A 20,257-nucleotide genomic window follows, 5' to 3' on the forward strand; every position below is an offset into this window, starting at 1 on the left:
TGTCGGTTGCGACGCCGCTCAGAACAGCGTCTCGGCGGCGCCTTCCGTGAGTGTGCCGGAGCTCGCCGCGGCGGCGTCGAGGTCGCCGTGCCCGGGGACCTCGGCGACGGCCCGCTCGCTCATCCACTGGCGCAGCATCCGTGTCGCGAGCACGTCGTCCTCGTTGTACTCGAGCAGCCGCTCGCGCTGGGTCAGGTCCGGCGCACCGTCGTAGCCGACCGCCTCTCGGTACCACCCCATCGACGCCTCGCCGCCGGCCTCGGCGTCGCGCCAGGAGAATCCGGCGATCGGCGCGATCTTCTTGAGCCCCTTGCCGTTCGGGCACACGAACTGCGAACTGACCGCCTCGTAGACGTCCACCCACTGCGGCGAGGCGATGAAAGCCTGCACCTCGGCCAGCGCCGGGATACCGGGCATCCCGGCGAAGCGCTGCGCGGAGCCGATCAGCCAACGGTTCTCGGCCATCTTCGAATAGCAGTACGCCGCAAAGGTCTTACCGTCGGCGGCCGCGGTGGCCCGCACGTCCATCAGCCACTCCCAGAACTGTGCGAATGACCGCGCCTCGTCCGTCGTGGGCAGCGGATCCCAGGTGACGAACGGGCGATAGCCGTGATCCACCCCGTCGATCGTCGTCAACGTCCCCCACAGGTAGGCCCCGTGCTCCTGATAGCTCTCCATGTCGACGTCGACCTCGACGTCGGCCCGCGCGACGGACACCGCGTCGAACCGCCGCACCAGCGGAACCCCGGCGAGCCACGCCTTCGCGCAGATGACCGCGTCCGCGAAACCGTTGCCCGGCCAGTCGTCCGGGGCGTCGCCGATCCAGTTCGCCAGTTGTTCGATGGTCGTCACCCCGGCCGAGCGCAGCGCCTCGGACTGCGCACCGCGAACCACCAGGCTCACGTCGTGGCGGGCGAGCAGCACCTGCTCGCAGTCCGGCCACCACGGGCAGTGGGCGCACTCGGAGATCCGGGACGGCTCGGTCGGGACCTCGCCCCGGGCCACCGCGATCCGGTCCTCGAAACGCCGGTCGTACTGGGCGAGGATGCCGTCGTCGCCCGACAGGTCGGTGACCAGGACACAGTCGGCGTCGAAGCCGATGGCCCCGCCGAGCAGCGCCGGGCTGGCGATCCCGGCGCGCTGCATCATCCGGGTGACGTGGGCCAGACGCACGTGGTCGCGCGGTTGGCTGCGCACCTTGTGCGACTCGTCGGCAGCCGGTTGCCAGCTGTCGAGCGGCGAGGTGGTGGCTCCCCGGCCCGGATCGGTGACCTTGTGGTTGACCACGATCACCGGCAGGTAGCCGCCGCGCTGCTCGTCCCGGACCAGCAGTTCCACGCCGCCACGGCGGCCGACGTCCGGCTCGGCGGGCAACCAGGCTCCCCAGATCCGGTCGATCCCCTCGGCGCACGCCTGCAGGGTCTCGCGGGCACGCTCGTCGGCCCGGGCGGATGCGTCGACGGTGCGCCAGGTGCCCGGCCACTGCGACCGCAGCCGCTCGCGGACCCGTTCGCGCTGTGCCTGCGCGCCCTCCTGTCGCTGGCGCACACCCGGCGAGACCGGCTGCGCAGACGCCTGGGGGCCCGCCACCACATCGCGCCGGATCCGGTGCCGGCAGCGCGTGAGCGCGCCCGCGTCGAGCAGGATCGGCGGTCGCGAGGGTGAGTTCACGAACACGAACACTAGCCTCCATGGCAGACAGTCCACCGTCTCCAATACTGTGGACTCGACGTATGCCCGCCCGGGCGGCGTCCACCGTCCGACAAGGCACGCGGTCGGCAAGCGACACATGGAGGGCGTTCTCGTGGGTCTGTTCGGCAAGAAGAAGCGCACGTCGCGGCGCGCCACGCGCAAGGCCGAGGCCAAGGCGCTCAAGCACAAGGCCAAGCTCGAGGCCAAGCTGGGCGCGAAGAACGACCGCAAGCGGATCAAGGCGGGCGCCCGGGCGGACCACAAGACGGCGAAGGCAGCGGCGAAGGCGCAGCGCGCCGACATCAAGAGCCTGCGCGAGACCGAGAAGAACGAGCTGGCGATCGCGAAGGCGCAGCAGGCGACCGCCGAGGCCGGCAAGCTCAGTCTCAAGAAGATCAACCGTTACCTGGGTGTCGCGCGGGTGCTCGTCCCCGTGCTGGCGCCGCTGGCATACCGCGGCGCGACCGCGCTGCGCGGCCGGATCGACCTGTACCGCGCCGAGCAGATGGGCGTCCAGGTCGACGAGCTCGGCCAGTTCACCGGCCACGGGGCCCGGCTGAGCGCGCGGATCTCCGGCGCCGAGCGGTCGCTGGCGGAGATCACCGCGTCCCACCCGAACGACGCCGAGACCAAGCAGTTCGCCACCGTCATCACCGCGCGGCTCACCGACCTGTCCACCGCGGTCGACGCGGCCGAGCACATGCCGACGGCCCGCCGCCGTTCCGCGCACGCTGCGATCGCCGGTGAACTCGACGGGATCGAGGCCGACCTGCTGGCCCGTCTCGGCGTCCGCTGACCCCACCAGTCCGATCGTGTCCCCCGCCGTCGCCCAGAGTCCCGCAGCGCGCCTGCGCGGCCTCGCGATCGGCGGGCTCACCACCACGCTGGCGGTCGCCGCGCACGGGTACGGCGGCGGCGCCGTGCCGTCGCTGTCGACACTGCTGCTCACGGTTCTCGCGTGTGCTGCCGTCGGTGTCGCGGTCGCCGAGGTCCCGGCGCTGTCCCGCGGCCGGTCCGCGCTGTTCGGCGGTCTGGCGACCGGCCAGCTCGTCGGCCACCTGACGCTGAGCACCACGATGGGCACCGACGCCGCACACCAGGCCTGCACGGTGCCCGGGGTGTCCTCGCTGCCCGCGCTGACCATGCTCGGCGCGCACGCCCTCGCGACCGTCGTGGCGATGGCGCTTATCGGCATCGCCGAGCGGCTGTACGGCCCGATCACCTCGGTGATCCGCGCGGCGTTCGGCGCCTGCGCGCCGCCCGCACCGCGCGTCGCGACCCTCACCGTCCCCTCCTCGGCTCCGCGTCGCCTGGTCGGCGCGCGGCTGTCCCACAGCATCTCGAGACGTGGTCCGCCGACGGTTTTCGCCTGACAACGACACCGTCACAACCACTTTCGAGAAAGACCCCACAAATGAAGACCTTCCTTTCGCGTGCCTTCTGCACGGCGACCGCGGCCGGCGCGGTGATGCTGGCGTCGGTCGGCGTCGCCTCCGCGCACGTGACCGTCTCCGCTCCCGGCGTCGCGCAGGGCGGCTACGGCGTGCTGACGTTCAAGGTGCCGACCGAGTCGGACACCGCGGGCACCACCAAGCTCACCGTGACCCTGCCGAACCTGAAGTCGGCACGTACCAAGCCGATGACCGGCTGGACGTCCGTCGTCACCAAGGACCCGAAGACCGACGAGGCCACCTCGGTGACCTGGACCGCCGATCCGGGCGTGATGGTCGCGCCCGGTCAGTTCGACGAGTTCGAGCTCTCCGCCGGCCCGCTGCCCAAGGAGAAGTCGGTCAGCTTCCCCGCCGAGCAGACCTACTCCGACGGCAAGATCGTCAGCTGGAACCAACCGGCCGAGGTCGACGGTGCCGAGCCCGACCACCCCGCGCCGTCGCTGACGCTCGGCGAGGGATCCGACGAGCACGGGATGAGCGCCGAGATGAGCCGGTCCGAAGGCGATTCGGACTCGTCGGCGCAGTCCGCGGAGTCCGACGACACCGCCCGCTGGCTCGGTGGCGCCGGCCTGGTGCTCGGCGCGCTGGCGTTGGCACTGAGCATCGGCGCGCTGGTGCGGGGTAAGCGGTCATGATCAGGCGGATGTCCGGCGCGCTGGGCGCGCTCGTCGCCCTGGTGTTGATGACGCTGGCGCTGGGCGCCGGGACCGCCTCGGCGCACTCGGTGCCGGTCGGCAGCGTCCCGGCCGACGGCGCCCAGGTCGACCAGAGTCCGCAGACGGTGAGCATCACCTTCAACGAGGCGCTGCAGACCGCGTTCGAGGCGATGACGGTGGTCGGGCCGGACGGGCACCTGTGGTCGAAGGGCAAGCCGACCGTGCAGGGGGCGACGATCAGCGTCCCGGTCGGCGCGCTCGGTCCGGCCGGCACCTACACGGTCGCCGCGCGCGTCACCTCGGCCGACGGTCACGTGGTCGGCGTGCAGCGCACGTTCACGCTGACCAAGGCCGAGAACGGCACCCCCGGCCCGAAGCCGTCGGAGGCGAACGGCTCCGGCGGTGGCGCCGGCGGCGTCCCGGTGTGGCCGTTCATCGTCGGCGGCGTGGTCGTGTTCGCGGGTGCGCTGTGGTTCGTGCTGCGGCCCCGCAAGCAGTGATGCGGAAGCAATGAACCGATGACGCGTGTGGGGACGGCCGGTCCGAACCGGCAGTTGTGGCTCGCGGCGGCCGTCCCCACCGCGTTCGCCGGATTCGGGCTGGCCTGGCTGCTGGCCCGCCCGGACACGCCACCGCCGTCGAGTCTGCTGCGGGTGGTCGCCGACTGCGCCGGGGTGCTGGCCGTCGGGTTGGCCTGCGTGAACCGTCTCGACGACCCGCGGCGGCGCGCGGAACTCCGCAACCGGGCCCGGTTGCCGCTGATCGGGACCGGCGCGGTGTGGCTGCTCGCCGTGCTGGGCCTCGCGGTCGGGCTGGCGGCCGAGTCCGCGGGTGTCGGTTACGGCCGACTGGACCTGGGCACCCTCGGCAGCTACCTGACGCAGATCAGCACCGGCCGGCTGATGCTGCTGGTCGCGGCGAGCGTGGCGGTGCTGCTGGTGTCGTCGGCCGCGGCCCGGATCGGCGGTACCGATCGTCCCCTCACGGTCGAACTGGTCTGCGCCGCACTCGCCTTGGTCGTGTTGCCACTGACCGGGCACCTGTCGCAGCGCGCGCCCGGGGCGGTGTTCGCACTGGCGCACACGCTGTCGGCGGCGCTGTGGTGCGGACTGCTCGCGGCGATGGCGTTGACGGTCCGCTCGCGCGGCGCGTGGGCCCGGACGCTGCCGCGGTACTCGGCGGTCGCGTTGTGGTCGGTCGCCGTGCTGGTCGTGTCCGGCGTGGTCGACGCGGCCCTGCAGCTCGACGGATTCGGCGCGCTGGTCGCCACCGGCTACGGCCGGATCCTGGTTGCCAAGACCGTGATCCTGGTGGGTCTGCTCGGCGCCGGGTGGCGGTTCCGCCGCGGCTGGGTCGAGCAGGCGGCGGCGCACCGGACGTCATCCGCGCTGTCGCTGCGCCGCGCGGTCGCCGAGGTGGCGGTCATGGCGGTGGTGCTCGGTCTGGCGGCCGCGCTGGCCACCGTCGGCTGAGGCGCGCTCTGCGCCCGGTGCGCGAGTTGCGTGGGCCGGACCCCGCAACTCGCGCACGGGTGTAGACACATCACCATGACCGAGTACGTCCGGCTGGGCGTCGGCCTCGTGATCCTCGCGGCGATCGCGGTCACCGTGCTGACCGTCGCCGGTGTGCCCCAGCGGCGCGCCGTGCTCACCGCGTCGCTGCGGGCGGTCGTGCAGTTGACGATCATCGCCGCCGCGCTGCGTGGGGTGTTCGCCGCGCCGTGGGCGGTCGTGCTGGTGATGAGCGTGATGTTCGGGGTGTCCACGTTCACCGCCGCCCGCCGGCTGCGGGTGCACAGCGGCGCCGCCCGCGCGGTGGTGCTGTCGTGCGCGGCCGGGGCGAGCGTGACCATCGCAATCATCGTCGGGATGCCGACGCTCGACCGCGACGTGCGCACGCTGGTCGCGGTGTCGGGCATCGTGTTCGGCAACTGCATGGTGGCCGCGGTGCTGACCGGTCGCCGGCTCACCGAGGGCCTGGTGTCCCGCCGCGACGAGGTCGAAGGGTGGCTCGCGATCGGCGCGACCGCACGTCAGGCGGTGCTGCCGATCGCGCGTTACTCGGTGTTCGAGGCGCTGGTGCCGGGGCTGGACCAGACCCGCACGGTCGGGCTGGTGACGCTGCCGGGCGCGTTCGTCGGCGCGCTGCTCGGCGGCGCCAGTGCGTCCGCGGCCGCCAAGTTCCAGATCGTGGTGCTGGTCGGGCTGCTGTGCGCGCAGTCGATCACCGCAACCGCACTGGCCTGGCAACTCGGCGCTCCCCGCACGCTGCCCGAACCGGAGCACGCGCAGTAGGACTGGTTCGCATCGGCCCGACACCTGAGCCGATGCGAACCCCAGCCCCGATCAGGAGCCGAACGTCGGCGATCCGGTGCTGCTCCCGGTCGTCGGAACACCCGGCTGCAACTCCTGCATCAGATCGAACGCTGCCTGGTTCACCGCCTTCGGGGCTCTGCTGTCGCTGTCGCTGCCGTGGCCACCGTTGGTCAAGACCGTGACGGCGAATCCGTCGGACGGAATCAGGTAGGTCGCATTGGACGATCCCGTGCTGTCACCGTCCTTGAACGCATACGGATGCCTGATCCCGTTCTGGGCGGGGTACAACTGCCAGGCCATACCCATCTTCTGCCCGACGCCCGGGATGGTGTCGAGCATGGACTGCAGCACCGGCTTCAGCGGGCTGTTGCCGTAGCCGAGTGTCGTCGCATTCCAGGTCGCCATGTCCGCGGCGGTGCTGACCAGCCCGCCGCCCCCCGCCATCGCTGCGATGTTGTCCCACAGCGGCGCGGGCGTGCCATCTGGGCCGTACGGCTGCGCGAGATTCGTAGCCTGGTTCTCCAGGACCGTCGACGGCATGCCCAGCAGTCCGGTCAACTCGCGTTGAACCACGTCCGCGAACGGAGGTTGGGGCTGACCCGGTTCGAAGGCGTCGGCCATCAGGGTCCCGAGCGTTCCGAATCCGAAGTCCGAGTACAACCACGTCGAGCCCGGGGACGTTGCCAGCGCCTTGGGATTCTCGAGTCCTTGCCACAGATCAGCGCGGTTGTACTGCGCCTTCCGATTCACGTAGTCGTTGGGCGGATCGTCCGTGAGTCCGGACCTGTGCGTGACCAACTCACCCAGGGTGATGTTCTTGCCATCCTTGACGGGGAACGTCAGGCCGGTCTCGTACTTCTGCGCGTGGTCGGTCAACTGCGACTGCCCGTCGTGCACCCGCTTCGCAAGCAGGGCGCCCGTGAACAGCTTCGTCTCCGAGGCGAGTTCGAACTGTGTCTGCGGGCCGACCTGTCCCACAGTCCCCGGAGTGGCGTTGTCCGCCTGCCCGAAGTAGTAGGTGGTGGTGATCGGCTCCCCCGACCTCGGATCGCGTTTGACGATGGCGACGGCCATGCCGGGCGCGACCGGGCCGACAATTGTCGCCGCGACCTTCTCGACGGCAGTCTGCTCGTTGCGGTCCCCCGTCACCGAGACCGCATTCGGCTGCGGCAGCGTGGCAGCCGCTGCCGGTGGCGTGAGCGCCGCCGCGAGTACGGCCGCCGCCGCGGCCAATCCGACGCCGGTCACCCGGCGATTGCGATACCCCCGACCATTGGTCATTCTCGCGAGATTAACGGCGCGACTAGCGATCCGTACCAGGTTTTGCACAAAGCAAACACATCGCATCCATGCCGAAAACGTCAGGCGCACAATCGGCTAACGGTTGACCTTCACCCGCAACTCGTCGAGTCCGAGTTCCCGGCCGTCGTCTCCACACACCCGCACGCCGACCGACGCGCCGGTGCTGCCCTCGACCACGCGTAGCGGGGCACCACCGCGCTGGAGGTACTTGTCCCCCCACTGCATCAGCGCCAGCACCACCGGCAGCAGGTCGCGACCCATCTCGGTGAGCACGTACTCGTAGCGGGTGCGTCGGCCGGGCTCCCGGTACGGTTCCTTGACCATCAAGCCCGCCTCGACCAGTTCCTTCAGGCGGGAGGACGCGACGGTGTCGGTGATGCCGACCCGCTGTGCGAAGTCATCGAACCTCGTCGTCCCGAAGAACGCCTCGCGCAGCAACAGCATCGCCGAGCGCGTGCCGACGACCTGCAGCGCGCGGTCGATCGAGCAGCGGTCACCGGCTTGCCAGTCCGCGCGGTTGGCGAGCGGTCCGTCGAGCTTCATCGCCATAGCTCTGAGCGTACTGACTTGCGCCGTTCATAGTCAGCCCGGACGGCACCTCCCCGCGCGCCACCTGCGCGTTCACCGACTACGCCATGACGACGTCACATTCGGTATTGTCATGACGTCACATTGATGTCATAGTGACGTCATGGACCTCACACCCTTTGCCGACAACATCCGACGAGAACTGCTCGTCGCCGCGGAGGCGGGCGGCGACGAGGCGCGAGCGCTCGCCGAACGACTCACCGCACCACTGGATTCGGCGCTGCGCATCACGCTGCTCGACGCGCTCTCCGCGGCCGCCGACGAGATCACCCGCGACCTCGCTCCGGGCTCCGTCGAACTGCGACTGCGCGGTCGCGACCCGCAGTTCGTGGTGACCGCGCCGCCGTCCGAACCGTCCACTCCCGACCCCGGCTGGAGCGAACCGCCCGAAACCGAGGAGGGGCCGGCCTCCCGGATCAGCCTGCGTCTGCCCGAGCAGCTCAAGATCCGGGTCGAGGAGGTGGCCGGCCGCGACGGCCTCTCGGTCAACGCCTGGCTCGTGCGCGCGGTCGCGACCGCCGTCGACCGTCCACGACAGGGCGAGCCCGGCACCTCCGCCCGGCGCACCTCCCGGGGACCGCAGCACTTCACCGGTTGGGTGCAGTGACATGCGCCCCGCCACCGCCGACTCCCGCCCCGCCAACCGCACCGGAGTAACCATGACCACCTTCGACACACCAGAACCAATCCACGCCGACATCCACCTCCTGGTCGGCACCGTGCGGATCACCGCGAGTGACCGCGTCGACACCGTCGTCGAGGTCCGTCCTCGCCGCGACGGCAACCAGTCCGACATCCAGGCCGCCGAGAACACCACCGTCCGGTACTCAGGCGGCCGACTCTCCGTCACCGCACCGAAGCCCACCCTGCCGGGCGGCCTGCGCGGCATCCTCGGGTTTCTCGGCGGCGGCGGATCCGTCGAGATCGACATCGCGCTCCCCACCGGGTCCCACGTGCGCGGCCACGGCTCGGCGACGTCGTTCACCGGTACTGGGCGCCTCGGCGAATGCCAGATGAAGACCACCGCCGGCAACGTCGACCTCGACGAGGTCGGTCCGCTCGTGTTGAACACCGTCACCGGCGACGTCACCGTCGACCGCGCCGACGGCCGCTGCGAGGTCACCAACGGTTCGGGCTCCCTGCGGCTCGGCGAGCTCAACGGACCGGCGACGGTCAAGAACTCCAACGGCGACACCTACATCGCCGCGGGGAACGACGGGCTGCGCGTCCGGGCCGCGAACGGCAGCATCACCGTCGACCGCGCCCGCGGGACCGTGACGGCCAAGTCGGCGAACGGCCGGATCCGCATCGGTGAGATGTCCGGCGGCGCACTGGATCTCGACACCGCCAACGGCGACCTCGAGATCGGCATCGCCGACGGCCTCGCCGCCTGGCTCGACGTCAACACCTTCAGCGGTTCCGTCCGCAACCAGATGGAACCCTCCGAACACCCCGACCCGGATGCGGACACGGTCGAGGTCCGGGCGCGAACCGCGCACGGCGACATCACCATCCGACGATCATGAGGAGCACCTTCGTGAACTCGACCGCTCTGGACACCGCGATCTCCGCCGTCGGCTTGCGTAAGTCCTTCGGCGACTACACCGTGCTGAACGGCATCGACCTGCGGGTGCCGGCCGGGACCGTCTTCGCCCTGCTCGGCCCGAACGGCGCAGGCAAGACGACCACCGTGCAGATCCTGTCCACGCTGATCCCCGCGGACGGCGGCCGGATCACCGTCGCCGGGCACGACCTCGACGGCGACGCCGACGGCGTGCGCGGCGTGATCGGCGTCACCGGCCAGTTCTCCGCGGTCGACGACCTGCTCACCGGCGCCGAGAACCTGCGCCTGATGGCGGACCTGCACCACCTCGACCACGCCGAGGGACGTCGGCGGGTCGCCGAGCTGCTGGAGACCTTCGACCTGACCGAAGCGGGAAACCGCGCGCCCACAACATATTCCGGCGGGATGCGGCGGCGCCTCGACCTCGCCATGACGCTCGTCGGCAACCCTCGGGTCATCTTCCTCGACGAGCCGACGACCGGGCTCGACCCGCGAAGCCGCCGCACGATGTGGCAGGTCATCCGCGACCTCGCGGCCGGCGGTACCACCATCTTCCTCACCACGCAGTACCTCGAGGAGGCGGACCAGCTCTCTGATCGGATCGCCGTCCTCGACGGCGGCCGGATCGTCGCCAAGGGCACCGCGGCCGAGCTCAAGCAGCTGGTGCCCGGCGGCCACATCCTGCTGCAGTTCGCCGACCCCGCGGACCTCGACCGGGCCGCCGCCGTACTGGCGTCGTCGGCGCGGGACGACGAGGCGCTGGCACTCGAGGTCGCGAGCGACGGCTCCGTGCACTCCCTGCGCACCGTCCTCGGCCGGCTCGACGACCACGCGATCGATGTGGACAAGCTCACCCTGCACAGCCCCGACCTAGACGACGTGTTCCTGAACCTGACCGACCGTCCCGCCACGGAGGTGTCCCGATGACAATACTCGCACCCACCACGACCGCCCTGGCACGGCCGGGGCGAGACGCGGCAACGATGTTGCGCCGCAACCTGCGTCGCATGATCCGCTACCCCTCGCTGACCGTCATGCTGGTCGGGATGCCGGTGGTGTTCCTGCTGCTGTTCGTCTACGTCTTCGGCGGCACGCTCGGCGCCGGCCTGGGCACCGCCGCGGACGGCGCCACCGGTCGGGCCGCCTACGTCGATTTCCTCGCGCCGGCGATCCTGGTGATGACGATCGCATCGGCCGTACAGGGCACCTCGATTTCGGTGGCGTCCGACATGACCACCGGCATCATCGCCCGGTTCCGCACCATGGCGATCAGCCGCACGGCGGTGCTCACCGGGCACGTCGTCGGCAGCGTGATCCAGACGCTGCTCGCCATGTCCGTGGTGCTCGCGGTTGCGCTCGCGGTCGGCTTCCGGCCCGCTGTCGGCATCGACGGCTGGCTCGGCGCGATCGGGCTGCTGGTCGCGTTCACGGTGTCGCTCACCTGGCTGTCGGTGGCGTTCGGTCTGGTCGCGAAGTCCGTCGAGACGGCCAGCAACCTGCCGATGATCCTGCTGCTACTGCCGTTCCTGGGCAGCGCATTCGTCCCGGTCGACTCGATGCCGACCGCGCTGCGGTGGTTTGCCGAGTATCAGCCGTTCACCCCGGTCATCGACACCGTCCGCGGACTACTGGTCGACCGACCGGTCGACGGCACCACCTCCGTCCTGGCCATCGCCTGGTGCGTGGCCATCGGTGTGGGCGGATACCTCTGGGCGAGACGACTGTTCGCCCGCACCCCCGTACGCTGAACCCGATCACCACGCTCGAGACGTCCGAACCCTCGTGACCTACGAAAGGCACCCAATGTTCGCTCGACTGGCGCGCGTCGTCGTGCATCATCCCTGGCGGGTGATCGGCGTGTGGCTCATCGCCGCGATCGCCGTGATCGCCCTGGCCCCCAAACTGACCGCCACCACCGACGAGGCATCGTTTCTGCCGAGTCACTACGAGTCGATCCAGGCCATGAACCTGCAGGAGCAGGCCTTCCCGCACGCCGAGTCGCCCGCCGCGATCGTGGTCGTCGAGCGCAGCGACGGCGCCCGGCTGACCCCGGCCGACACCGCGAAGGTAGGCGCGATCGCCGAATCTCTCGACGCCGCACACGTTCCGGCCGTCACCGCGGTGCAGGCCGGGCCGCCGTCGCCGAACGGGCTCATCCAGACCATCGGCATCCAGATGGTGAAGGTCGACAGTCCGACCGACAAGTCCCAGCAGGATGCGGTCAAGACGCTGCGCACGGATCTGCAGGATCAGTTGCGCGGCACCGACCTCAAGGCCGGCATCACCGGCTCGGCCGCGCAGGCGCTCGACCAGTCGTCGTCGGGCAACAAGGCGGAGGCGATCATCGCGATCGCCACCATCGTGCTGATCCTCGGCCTGCTGCTGATCATCTTCCGCAGCCCCGTCATCGCATTGCTGCCGGTGATCGTGATCGGGGCGATCTCGCAGATCGCAACCGGCCTGATCGCCACCGTGAGCAAGCTGTTCGACCTGAAGATCGACAGCTCGGTCACCTCGATGCTGATCGTCGTGCTGTTCGGCGTCGGCACCGACTACATCCTGTTCCTGATGTTCCGCTACCGCGAGCGGTTGCGGGACGGCGACGACCCGAAGACCGCGATGATCGCCTCGGTCACCCGGGTGGGCGAGGCGATCACCTCCGCGGCCGGCGCGGTGATCATCGCGTTCCTCGCGCTGACACTGTCGACGCTGGGGTTGTTCCGGGCGCTCGGCCCCGCGCTGGCGATCGCCGTCGCGGTGACCCTGCTGGCCGGACTCACGCTGATTCCCGCGGTGGTCTCACTGCTCGGTACCAAGGTCTTCTGGCCGTCGAAGTCGTGGCGGCGCGAGCCGACCGGCGCCCGCTTCGCCGCGCTCGGATCGATCCTGGGCAAGCATCCGGGGCGGGTCGCGATCGCCTCCGGTGGGGTCATGGCGGTGCTGGCCATCGCTGCGTTCGGTTTCCAGCCGACCTTCGACCTGTCGGCGGGGTCGACGGCGTCCTCGGCCGAGTCGACCGTCTACGCCAAGGAACTGCTCAAGGGCCTGCCCGCCGGCGCGACCGAGCCGACCCAGGTGTTCCTGCGTTCGGACGACGGCGCACCGCTGTCCGAGGGCGACCTCGTGCGGTACCACGACACGCTGGCCGGGGTGTCCGGCGTCGGGCAGGTCACGCCGCCGCTGCTGTCCGAGCACAGGGACGTCGCGGAGTTCCGGGTGAGCCTGAGCGACTCGCCGGAGTCCAACGCGGCCATCGACACCGTCAGCGGCCCACTGCGCACCGCGGCGCACGACGCGGCGCCGTCCGGCACGTCCGCGCTGGTCGGCGGCATCACCGCCGTCTACGCCGACATCCAGTCGGCGGTCAACCACGACTACACCGTCGTGTTCCCCGTCGCGGCCGTACTGATCATGATCATCCTCGCGGTGATGCTCCGCAGCCTCGTCGCACCGTGGTACTTGATGGCCTCGGTCGGACTGGGCTTCGGTGCCACCCTCGGCGCGACCGTGCTGGTGTTCCAGCACATCCGCGGGGAACCCGGCCTGATCTTCATGCTGCCGGTGATCATGTACCTGTTCGTGGTCGCGCTCGGCACCGACTACAACATCCTGATGATCGCCCGGCTGCGCGAGGAGGCACGCGAGGGGCGCAATCCGCGCGACGCGGCGGCGATGGCGGTGCGACACGCAGGCCCGACGGTCGCCGCCGCCGGCGTGATCCTGGCCGGCACGTTCGCGTCGATGATGCTCGCGGGCAACACCACGCTCTCGCAGATGGGCTTCGCCATCTCGATCGGCATCGTGATCGCGGCGTTCGTGATGGCGCTGTTCTTCACGCCGGCGATCACCGCGTTGATCGGTCACGCCGCCTGGTGGCCCGGGCACCGTGACCGCTCGGACCCGGACGACGCACCGGAGCAGGAGCGCACGGCGGTGCCGACCGGCTCGTAGACGCAGACACGTCAGCCCCCGACCGCATCGGCGGTCGGGGGCTGACGTGTCTGTTCAGGAAGCGGGCGTCAGAGGTACGCGCCGCAAACCGGCCAGGCGCCGGGGCCCTGCGCGGCCAGCACGTTCTCGGCCACGGCGATCTGCTCGGACTTCGAGGCGTTGGCTGGCGAGCCGCTGCCTCCGTAGGCGGCCCAGGTGCTGGGGCTGAACTGCAGCCCGCCCGAGTACCCGTTGCCCGAGTCGATGCTCCAGTTGCCACTGCTCTCGCACTGCGCGACGGCGTCCCAGTCGTGGGCGCTGGCGGTGCCGGTCATCAGGCCCATCGGGATGAGGGCCAGCGCGCCGGTGGCGGCGACGAGGCCGAGGGTCTTCTTCGCCTTGGTGGCCTTGAACACACGGTTCGGGGTCATCTAGGTAGTCCTTTCGCACCCGCTGACGAGATCTGCGTCTGGTGGCGGCCCACAGCGGGCCCATCACCGCGCTCGGTCGTGATGACCTCGCCCCTGCCCGTTCGTCTCCGGTTACGGGTATCGGATCCGCGGGCAGGTTCAGAAAGCGGCGGTCCGACAGTGGCTCTGGTTGCTGAGCCGGGATCGACACTACGGAGCTTTACTGCGACGTCAAACCCGGACAGCTGTCCCACAATGCGTCCACATCGTGAGACTTCTACCCGCATTTCTGCAGGTCATCGCCGACTGACGGTCGCCGGGTGACCGTCTCGTGACCTTATCGTGATGTGATGATGCTCACCGGAAAATCGGACATTTCACCCGCATTTTCGGGTACTCGGAACGCGCCGCCGGGCGCTTTTCGCCTCTGCCCGAGACGAACTCGATCTTGTACACCCTCCGTGCACCGCCCCGTCCGCGCACCTGCGCCGAATCCGGTCGCGATTCCCCGTCGGCGACGGTCCCTCGCTCGTAAAATTGCCGGACGGCGGGAGAAAGGCGACGTCCATGACCGGTGACGCGTTCGACCTGCGGCAGCTGCTGGAGGCTCACCGCGACGACGGCTACGCGCTGCATGCGCAGTACATGAACCCCCAGCTCCCGCGCATGCTGCACGCCATCGGGTTCGACAAGACCTACGTGCGCGGGCAAGGCGCGTATCTCTACGACGCCCAGGGAACCGCCTACCTCGACATGCTGGCGGGCTTCGGCGTCTACGCCCTCGGCCGCCATCACCCGGTGGTCCGCCGCGCGCTGCACGACGTCCTCGACGCCGAGCTGTCCGACCTCACCCAGTTCGACTGCGCGCCACTCCCCGGCCTGCTCGCACAGGCGCTGGCCGCCAAGACACCGCACCTGGACCGCGTCTACTTCGGCAACAGCGGCACCGAGGCGGTCGAGGCCGCGCTCAAGTTCGCCCGCCACGCCACCGGCCGACCACGAATCGTCTACTGCGATCACGCCTATCACGGCCTGACCGTCGGGTCACTGTCGATCAACGGCGCCGAGGAGTTCCGCGGCGGCTTCGGTCCGCTGTTGCCGGACACCGCGATCGCCTACGGCGACCTCGCCGCGCTCGAAGTCGAGCTGCGGCGCGGCGACGTCGCGGCGTTCGTCGTCGAACCGATACAGGGCAAGGGGGTCGCCGTTCCGCCAGCCGGATTCCTCAGGGCCGCAGGCGAGCTCGCCCACCGGCACGGCGCACTCCTGATCGCGGACGAGGTGCAGACCGGGATCGGCCGCACCGGCGACTTCTTCGCCTATCTCGACGACGGCGCCGCACCCGACATCGTCACCGTGGCCAAGGCACTGTCCGGCGGCTACGTCCCGGTCGGCGCGATGATCTCCTCCACCGCGATCTTCGAGAAGGTGTACTCCTCGATGGACCGGGTCCTGGTGCACGACTCCACCTTCGGGTCCAACGCCCAGGCGATGGCCGCGGGCCTGGCCACCCTGCACGTGATGGAGAACGAGGCGGTCGTCGACAACGCGCGCAAGGTCGGCGACCAATTACGTTCGCGGCTGGCCGAATTGGTGGACCGTTACGAGATGCTCGCGGACGTGCGCGGACGCGGGCTGATGATCGGCATCGAATTCGGCCGCCCCAGTTCATGGAAGTTGCGCAGCAGTTGGACCGCGTTGCAGAGTGCCCGCCACGGATTGTTCGCGCAGACCATCGTGCATGCGCTGTTCCACCGTCACCGGGTCCTCACCCAGGTCTCCGGCGACAACATGGAGGTCATCAAGCTGATCCCGCCGCTGACCATCGGCGAGGCGGAGGTCGACCGGTTCGTCGCCGCGTTCGTCGACGTCATGGAGGAGGCGCACCGCAGCACCGCGCTGATGCGCGACTTCGGCCGGACGCTGATCACCCAGGCGATGAAGCGGTAGGCCTCAGTTCTCGGGTTCGATCTCGTCGTCGTCGCGGAAGACCAGCGCGCCGTCGTCGAGCATGACCGCCCAGTGCTTGGCGATGGCCCAGTCCCGGCCGAAGTCCGAGGCGTCGCTCTCGGCGGCCGCCTGGTACTCGTCGACGATCTTGCCGGACTTGGGTGGCCATTTGTCCTCGGGCACATCGGGATCTGCCGAGTACCGGGTGGTCACCCGCGAGCCCACCGCCAAGCGATCCGACGCAGACGCCATGGCGCACCTCCCACCTGGACGCTCGCCGACCGCAGGACGCCATCGGCGCGTGCCACATCATCCGACTTCTGCAGTATGGCCCCGGCGGTGCTCGCGCGCGCGGCGAAAGCCCACCGCAGGCGACGAAGATCCCAGAAGTCCGATTCGCGCCCGCTACAGGTAAGGGCGGGTGATCAGCTCGATCCCGTGCCCGGCGGGATCCTTGAAGTAGACGCCGCGGCCCCCGTGTTCGGTGTTCGTCTGCCCCGCCAACTGCATCTGCGGGTCGGCCCAGTGCTCGATGCCGTCGTCGCAGAGTCGACGGTAGGCCCGGTCGAACAGGTCGTCGTCGACCAGGAAGGCGTAGTGCTGCATCTGGATCTCCACCGGAGGCTCGGCGAACTGCAGCAGTACGCCGTCGACGAGTCGGATGTTCGTGAACGGCCCCCACGACGGTGCGGGCGACAGTTCGAGCAGGTCGCGATAGAAACGGGCGGATCGCTCGCGGTCACGACTGGCGATGATGGTGTGGTTGAAGGTGGCGGCCATGAAGGCTCCTCGCTGGGTTCGATCGGGGGATGGATGGACGGGCATGTCTGAGCGCACGCGCGTCGGTGGTCCCCGAATCGGATGCGGGCGGTGTGCCGCCCGGCTGCGCGGGATCAGCCCTCCACCGGATTGCCCCTCTGTGAGTGGCGCGAAGCCAACGGTCCGGTGTCCACGAGGAATACGGTAGCGGCATCGATACGAGCACGCGAGAGATCGTGCGGGGCCCGTACATTACCGACGAGTAGGGCGCGACGAGAGGCAGGCGACATGGGCGAGACGTTTTCGGCAATGGTGATCCGCGAGTGCGAGGGCGGCGGCACGGCGTATGCGCCCGAGACCGTCGACGAGAACTTCCTGCCCGCCGGCGAGGTGACGATCCGGGTGGAGTATTCGAGTGCCAACTACAAGGACGCGCTGGCGCTCGACCCGCGCGGCGGGGTCGCGCGCGGATATCCGCTGGTGCCGGGCATCGACCTGGCAGGCGAGGTCGTCGCGTCCGACAGTCCCGACTTTGCCCCCGGCGACCGGGTGCTGGCCCACGGCTACGACATCGGTACCGGCCGGCACGGCGGCTACGCGGAGTCGACCCGGGTGCCCGCCGAGCAGGTGGTTGCGCTCGGCGACCTCAGCGCCCGCGACGCGATGGCGCTCGGCACTGCCGGGTTCACCGCGGCGATGAGCGTGCAGGCGCTGCTGAGCCGCGGCCTGACCCCCGATTCGGGTCCGGTGCTGGTGACCGGTGCCAGCGGCGGGGTCGGCAGTGTCGCCGTCGACCTGCTCGCGGCGGCCGGGTTCGAGGTCGTCGCGTCGACCGGGAAGCCGCAGGCCACCGAGTTGCTGACGGGGCTGGGCGCGGCGCGGGTGATCGGTCGGCTGCCGGAGGATCCCGACGCCAAGATCCGGCCGATGGGCAAGCAGCAGTGGGCCGCCGCGGTCGACTGCGTCGGCGGTACGACGCTGGCGTACGTGCTGTCCACCATCGACTACGGCGGTGCGGTGGCGGCCAGCGGCCTCACCGGCGGTGCGGCGCTGCCGACGACCGTGCTGCCGTTCATCCTGCGCGGCATCTCGCTGCTGGGAATCGACTCCGTTCAGCTCGACATCGCGAGCCGCCGCGCGCTGTGGGTCCGACTCGGCACCGATCTTCGGCCGCAGCATCTTTCGGACGTCATCTCGGAGGTCGCGGCCGTCGACACCCCCGCGGTGCTCGACGACATCCGGGGCGGGCGGCACACCGGCCGCGCGGTCGTGCGCGTCGCGGGGGGGTTCTGAGAAGGGCTCCGGACCGGGTCCGAGCCGGCTCCGACAGCCGCCGCGACCGGCGCCGAGTTCAGCGGGCGACGGCCGCGTCGCCGGACGTTTCCAGCCGCGACAGCTGCCAAGCGATCGACACCGCCCAGGTGTCCACCCTCGCGACGGTGCCGTCTTCGACCCGGCGGCCGTGGGACATCGCGGCGAGCAGCCGTTCGCGTCGGTACGCACGCGGCGCGTCGAGCCGTCCGGTGAAGACCCGGTGATCGCGCGCACCGATCATGTCGCGGATCCGTTCGCCGTCCGCGCACCTGCTTGCGGGCGTGGGGATGTCGTCGCCGGAGCCGCAGGAGAACAGCCACGTCGGGACGGTGTCCAGGGTGTCGGCGTTTGCGGCGACGAAGGTCCGCGCCGAGCGCGTCCACCTGCCCATGTAGACGGCGCTGCCGAGGATCACCGCGTCGTATCCGTCCAGGCCGTGCACCTCGTCGAGCCTGCGGACGTCGACGGTGGCCCGCGTACCGGACAGTTGCACGCGGAGCGCGGCGCCGAGCCGCTCGGCGATCTCGGACGACGAACCGTATCGTGCTGCAGCCGTTACGAGAATCCTCATCACCACGCCTCCTCGAAAGCCGTCCTGCTAACCTCCGAGAGTGGTCCCCACCGCGCGGTCGGGGTAGGGCCTTTCGGCCCCTGATCCTGCAGATCACGCGGGCAGCGGTGCGGCCCAGTGCAGCCGGGTGCCGCCGCCGTCGGGCTCGGTCACGGTGAAGGTGCCGCGACACTCGCGCGCCCGTGCGACCAGGTTGTCCAATCCGCTGCGCCGGGCCGGCGTCCCGATCCCGCAGCCGTCGTCGGTGACGGTGATCGAGAGGTCTTCTGCGACGACGAGTTCGATCGTCAAGGCCGCGGCTCCGGAATGCCAGACCGCGTTGGCCACAGCCTCCCGCACGACCGCCTCGGTGTGGTCGGCGAGCGGCGCGCGCACCGCGGCCAGCGGTCCGGTCAGGTGCAGTGTCGTGTGCACGGTGGTGCCGGCCGTCAGGTCCGCGACGGCCTGGTGGATGCGCCGCCGCAGTCCGGCCGCGCCGGTGATCCCACCACCGTGCAGGTCGAAGATCGCGATGCGAATGTCCTCGATCACCGTCTGCAGGTCGTCGACCGACTCGTCGATGCGGCCCCGGATCTCCGGGGAATGCGCCCGCGCCACGGTGCCCTGCAACGCGAGGCCCACCGCGAACAGTCGTTGGATCACCCGGTCGTGCAGGTCCCGGGCGATGCGGTCGCGGTCGGTCAGCACGGTGAGTTCCTGCCGTTCGTGCTGCGCCTCGGCCAGTTCCAGCACCAGCGCGGCCTGATCCGCGAAGGAGGTCATCACGCGCAACTCGTCCTCGTCGAAGGCGAGCGTACCGCGCAACCGCAGGGTCACCAGCACCCCGGTGATCGCCCGCGGCGCCCGCAGCGGCAGCACCAGCGCCGGTCCGTATCTGCCACCGTTGTCCCCCAGTGGGTCTCGTGCGAGACGGTCGTGGCGGCGTGGCGCGCCGCTGCGGAACGCGTCCCCGGAACTGGATCCGTCGACGGGGATCGCCCGGCCGGACATCGCGGTCGAGTCCGGCCCCGACGCCACCGCGATCACCAGCTCGTCGACCTCCGCGGGGGCGGCGTCCGGGTCGAGGGGCACCGCCAGGAAGGTCTGATCCGCACCGGTGAGCTCGCGGGCCCGGTCCGCGACGAGCTGCAGCGTCGCGGCGGGGTCGCCGCCGGCGAGCAGATCCGTGGTGATCGTGTTGATGGCCGTCAGCCACTGTCGTTGCGCGCGTGTCTCTTCGAACATCCGGGCATTGGTGATCGCGACACCGGCGGCGCCCGCGAGTGACTGCACGGTCCGCTCGTCCTCATCGGTGAACACCGCTGCGTCGGCCTTTTCAGTGAGGTACAGGGTGCCGAACACCGTGCCCTGCACCTCGATCGGCACGCCGAGGAAGGTGCGCATCGGCGGATGGTGGGCAGGGAACCCGACGGAGGCCGGGTGCGTGTGCAGGTCGTCGAGCCGCAGCGGCTGCGGATGGTCGTAGAGGTAGCCGACCACGCCGCGGCATTCGGGGAGCCGGCCGATCTGCGCGACGGTCTCGTCGTCGATGCCCTCGTAGAGGAACCTGCTCATCACCTGGCCCGCGCCGTGCACACCGAGCGCGCCGTAACGCGCCCCGGTCAGTCGCATCCCGGCCCGTACGACGCGCCGCAGCGTCTCGTCCAGCTCCAGACCGGCACCGATGTCCAGCATCGCCTGCAGCAACGCCTCGACACGACCGGACCGGACCGTCATCGCGCCATTCTCCCACCCGCGCCGTGCGGTACCCGGTGA

At 70.3% G+C, this 20,257-nt stretch carries 20 protein-coding genes and 1 pseudogene; 13 read left to right on the forward strand and 8 right to left on the reverse strand.

The window, feature by feature from the left end:
* Positions 1 to 18: 18 nt before the first annotated feature.
* Positions 19 to 1,677, reverse strand: coding sequence for a TM0106 family RecB-like putative nuclease (locus G4X40_RS10350; RefSeq protein ID WP_277832203.1), 1,659 nt, complete (start codon positions 1,675 to 1,677; stop codon positions 19 to 21).
* A gap of 127 nt (positions 1,678 to 1,804) precedes the next feature.
* Between G4X40_RS10350 and G4X40_RS10355 the strand changes: the two genes are divergently transcribed.
* The 6 genes from G4X40_RS10355 (at position 1,805) to G4X40_RS10380 (ending at position 6,093) form a co-directional block, all read left to right on the forward strand.
* Positions 1,805 to 2,488, forward strand: coding sequence for a DUF6474 family protein (locus G4X40_RS10355; protein ID WP_277832205.1), 684 nt, complete (start codon positions 1,805 to 1,807; stop codon positions 2,486 to 2,488).
* Between the two features lie 16 nt (positions 2,489 to 2,504).
* Positions 2,505 to 3,065: a hypothetical protein gene (locus G4X40_RS10360; protein ID WP_277832206.1), complete on the forward strand. Its 561-nt coding sequence runs from the start codon at positions 2,505 to 2,507 to the stop codon at positions 3,063 to 3,065.
* 41 nt (positions 3,066 to 3,106) lie between these two features.
* Complete coding sequence (locus tag G4X40_RS10365) at positions 3,107 to 3,778, forward strand: YcnI family copper-binding membrane protein (protein ID WP_277832207.1); 672 nt, start codon at positions 3,107 to 3,109, stop codon at positions 3,776 to 3,778.
* Positions 3,775 to 4,299: a copper resistance CopC family protein gene (locus G4X40_RS10370; protein ID WP_408642165.1), complete on the forward strand. Its 525-nt coding sequence runs from the start codon at positions 3,775 to 3,777 to the stop codon at positions 4,297 to 4,299. Before G4X40_RS10365 ends, G4X40_RS10370 begins: the two co-directional genes overlap by 4 nt.
* A gap of 18 nt (positions 4,300 to 4,317) precedes the next feature.
* Positions 4,318 to 5,271 carry a CopD family protein gene (locus tag G4X40_RS10375; RefSeq protein WP_277832210.1) on the forward strand — a complete coding sequence of 318 codons (954 nt, stop codon included), beginning with the start codon at positions 4,318 to 4,320 and terminating at the stop codon, positions 5,269 to 5,271.
* Positions 5,272 to 5,346: 75 nt separating this feature from the next.
* Positions 5,347 to 6,093, forward strand: coding sequence for an ABC transporter permease (locus tag G4X40_RS10380; protein WP_277832212.1), 747 nt, complete (start codon positions 5,347 to 5,349; stop codon positions 6,091 to 6,093).
* Between the two features lie 51 nt (positions 6,094 to 6,144).
* Here G4X40_RS10380 and G4X40_RS10385 read toward each other — a convergent pair whose 3' ends face one another.
* The gene (locus G4X40_RS10385; protein ID WP_277832213.1) at positions 6,145 to 7,395 is read right to left on the reverse strand and encodes a serine hydrolase domain-containing protein; all 1,251 of its coding nucleotides are present in this window, start codon (positions 7,393 to 7,395) and stop codon (positions 6,145 to 6,147) included.
* A gap of 96 nt (positions 7,396 to 7,491) precedes the next feature.
* Complete coding sequence (locus G4X40_RS10390) at positions 7,492 to 7,965, reverse strand: winged helix-turn-helix transcriptional regulator (RefSeq protein WP_277832215.1); 474 nt, start codon at positions 7,963 to 7,965, stop codon at positions 7,492 to 7,494.
* Between the two features lie 142 nt (positions 7,966 to 8,107).
* On the opposite strand from G4X40_RS10390, the gene G4X40_RS10395 reads away from it, so the two are divergent.
* Genes G4X40_RS10395 through G4X40_RS10415 form a run of 5 tightly spaced genes read left to right on the forward strand, consistent with a single transcriptional unit; the run spans position 8,108 to position 13,519 of the window.
* Positions 8,108 to 8,611, forward strand: a complete 504-nt coding sequence (locus G4X40_RS10395; RefSeq protein WP_277832217.1) for a hypothetical protein — start codon at positions 8,108 to 8,110, stop codon at positions 8,609 to 8,611.
* Between the two features lie 52 nt (positions 8,612 to 8,663).
* On the forward strand, positions 8,664 to 9,530 hold the full coding sequence (locus tag G4X40_RS10400; protein WP_277832218.1) for a DUF4097 family beta strand repeat-containing protein: 867 nt from the start codon (positions 8,664 to 8,666) through the stop codon (positions 9,528 to 9,530).
* Between the two features lie 11 nt (positions 9,531 to 9,541).
* Positions 9,542 to 10,495, forward strand: a complete 954-nt coding sequence (locus G4X40_RS10405; protein WP_408642166.1) for an ATP-binding cassette domain-containing protein — start codon at positions 9,542 to 9,544, stop codon at positions 10,493 to 10,495.
* Positions 10,492 to 11,316: an ABC transporter permease gene (locus G4X40_RS10410; RefSeq protein WP_277832222.1), complete on the forward strand. Its 825-nt coding sequence runs from the start codon at positions 10,492 to 10,494 to the stop codon at positions 11,314 to 11,316. Before G4X40_RS10405 ends, G4X40_RS10410 begins: the two co-directional genes overlap by 4 nt.
* 55 nt (positions 11,317 to 11,371) lie before the next feature.
* Positions 11,372 to 13,519 (forward strand): MMPL family transporter, encoded by a 2,148-nt coding sequence (locus G4X40_RS10415; protein ID WP_277832224.1) that lies wholly within the window; start codon positions 11,372 to 11,374, stop codon positions 13,517 to 13,519.
* A 71-nt stretch (positions 13,520 to 13,590) separates the two neighbouring features.
* Here the strand turns inward: G4X40_RS10415 and G4X40_RS10420 are convergent.
* Positions 13,591 to 13,929: pseudogene (locus tag G4X40_RS10420) on the reverse strand (transglycosylase family protein); the annotation flags it as partial.
* Positions 13,930 to 14,475: 546 nt separating this feature from the next.
* Here G4X40_RS10420 and G4X40_RS10425 point away from each other — a divergent pair.
* A complete protein-coding gene (locus G4X40_RS10425; protein WP_277832228.1) occupies positions 14,476 to 15,858 on the forward strand; it encodes an aspartate aminotransferase family protein in 1,383 nt (460 codons plus the stop codon).
* Positions 15,859 to 15,861: 3 nt separating this feature from the next.
* On the opposite strand, the gene G4X40_RS10430 is transcribed toward G4X40_RS10425, so the two are convergent.
* Positions 15,862 to 16,110: a hypothetical protein gene (locus tag G4X40_RS10430; RefSeq protein WP_277832230.1), complete on the reverse strand. Its 249-nt coding sequence runs from the start codon at positions 16,108 to 16,110 to the stop codon at positions 15,862 to 15,864.
* A gap of 153 nt (positions 16,111 to 16,263) precedes the next feature.
* Positions 16,264 to 16,638, reverse strand: a complete 375-nt coding sequence (locus G4X40_RS10435) for a VOC family protein (RefSeq protein ID WP_277832232.1) — start codon at positions 16,636 to 16,638, stop codon at positions 16,264 to 16,266.
* Between the two features lie 267 nt (positions 16,639 to 16,905).
* On the opposite strand from G4X40_RS10435, the gene G4X40_RS10440 reads away from it, so the two are divergent.
* Positions 16,906 to 17,910, forward strand: coding sequence for an acrylyl-CoA reductase family protein (locus G4X40_RS10440; RefSeq protein ID WP_408642167.1), 1,005 nt, complete (start codon positions 16,906 to 16,908; stop codon positions 17,908 to 17,910).
* Between the two features lie 58 nt (positions 17,911 to 17,968).
* On the opposite strand, the gene G4X40_RS10445 is transcribed toward G4X40_RS10440, so the two are convergent.
* Together G4X40_RS10445 and G4X40_RS10450 are read right to left on the reverse strand one after the other, a co-directional pair.
* Entirely contained in the window at positions 17,969 to 18,502 is a 534-nt protein-coding gene (locus G4X40_RS10445) for a flavodoxin domain-containing protein (RefSeq protein WP_277832233.1), read from the reverse strand.
* 93 nt (positions 18,503 to 18,595) lie between these two features.
* A complete protein-coding gene (locus tag G4X40_RS10450) occupies positions 18,596 to 20,218 on the reverse strand; it encodes a sensor histidine kinase (protein WP_277832234.1) in 1,623 nt (540 codons plus the stop codon).
* Between the last annotated feature and the right edge of the window lie 39 nt (positions 20,219 to 20,257).

The organism is Speluncibacter jeojiensis (assembly GCF_029589495.1).
GTDB lineage: Bacteria > Actinomycetota > Actinomycetes > Mycobacteriales > Mycobacteriaceae > Speluncibacter > Speluncibacter jeojiensis.

What these genes read in the sequence shown, in the direction of transcription:
- G4X40_RS10365 (WP_277832207.1), top strand. Translation starts at nt 3,107, where the DNA reads ATGAAGACCTTCCTTTCGCGTGCCTTCTGCACGGCGACCGCGGCCGGC.
- G4X40_RS10370 (WP_408642165.1), top strand. Translation starts at nt 3,775, where the DNA reads ATGATCAGGCGGATGTCCGGCGCGCTGGGCGCGCTCGTCGCCCTGGTG.
- G4X40_RS10375 (WP_277832210.1), top strand. Translation starts at nt 4,318, where the DNA reads ATGACGCGTGTGGGGACGGCCGGTCCGAACCGGCAGTTGTGGCTCGCG.
- G4X40_RS10380 (WP_277832212.1), top strand. Translation starts at nt 5,347, where the DNA reads ATGACCGAGTACGTCCGGCTGGGCGTCGGCCTCGTGATCCTCGCGGCG.
- G4X40_RS10385 (WP_277832213.1), bottom strand. Translation starts at nt 7,395, where the DNA reads ATGACCAATGGTCGGGGGTATCGCAATCGCCGGGTGACCGGCGTCGGA.
- G4X40_RS10390 (WP_277832215.1), bottom strand. Translation starts at nt 7,965, where the DNA reads ATGGCGATGAAGCTCGACGGACCGCTCGCCAACCGCGCGGACTGGCAA.
- G4X40_RS10395 (WP_277832217.1), top strand. Translation starts at nt 8,108, where the DNA reads ATGGACCTCACACCCTTTGCCGACAACATCCGACGAGAACTGCTCGTC.
- G4X40_RS10400 (WP_277832218.1), top strand. Translation starts at nt 8,664, where the DNA reads ATGACCACCTTCGACACACCAGAACCAATCCACGCCGACATCCACCTC.
- G4X40_RS10410 (WP_277832222.1), top strand. Translation starts at nt 10,492, where the DNA reads ATGACAATACTCGCACCCACCACGACCGCCCTGGCACGGCCGGGGCGA.
- G4X40_RS10415 (WP_277832224.1), top strand. Translation starts at nt 11,372, where the DNA reads ATGTTCGCTCGACTGGCGCGCGTCGTCGTGCATCATCCCTGGCGGGTG.
- G4X40_RS10425 (WP_277832228.1), top strand. Translation starts at nt 14,476, where the DNA reads ATGACCGGTGACGCGTTCGACCTGCGGCAGCTGCTGGAGGCTCACCGC.
- G4X40_RS10430 (WP_277832230.1), bottom strand. Translation starts at nt 16,110, where the DNA reads ATGGCGTCTGCGTCGGATCGCTTGGCGGTGGGCTCGCGGGTGACCACC.
- G4X40_RS10435 (WP_277832232.1), bottom strand. Translation starts at nt 16,638, where the DNA reads ATGGCCGCCACCTTCAACCACACCATCATCGCCAGTCGTGACCGCGAG.
- G4X40_RS10440 (WP_408642167.1), top strand. Translation starts at nt 16,906, where the DNA reads ATGGGCGAGACGTTTTCGGCAATGGTGATCCGCGAGTGCGAGGGCGGC.
- G4X40_RS10445 (WP_277832233.1), bottom strand. Translation starts at nt 18,502, where the DNA reads ATGAGGATTCTCGTAACGGCTGCAGCACGATACGGTTCGTCGTCCGAG.
- G4X40_RS10450 (WP_277832234.1), bottom strand. Translation starts at nt 20,218, where the DNA reads ATGACGGTCCGGTCCGGTCGTGTCGAGGCGTTGCTGCAGGCGATGCTG.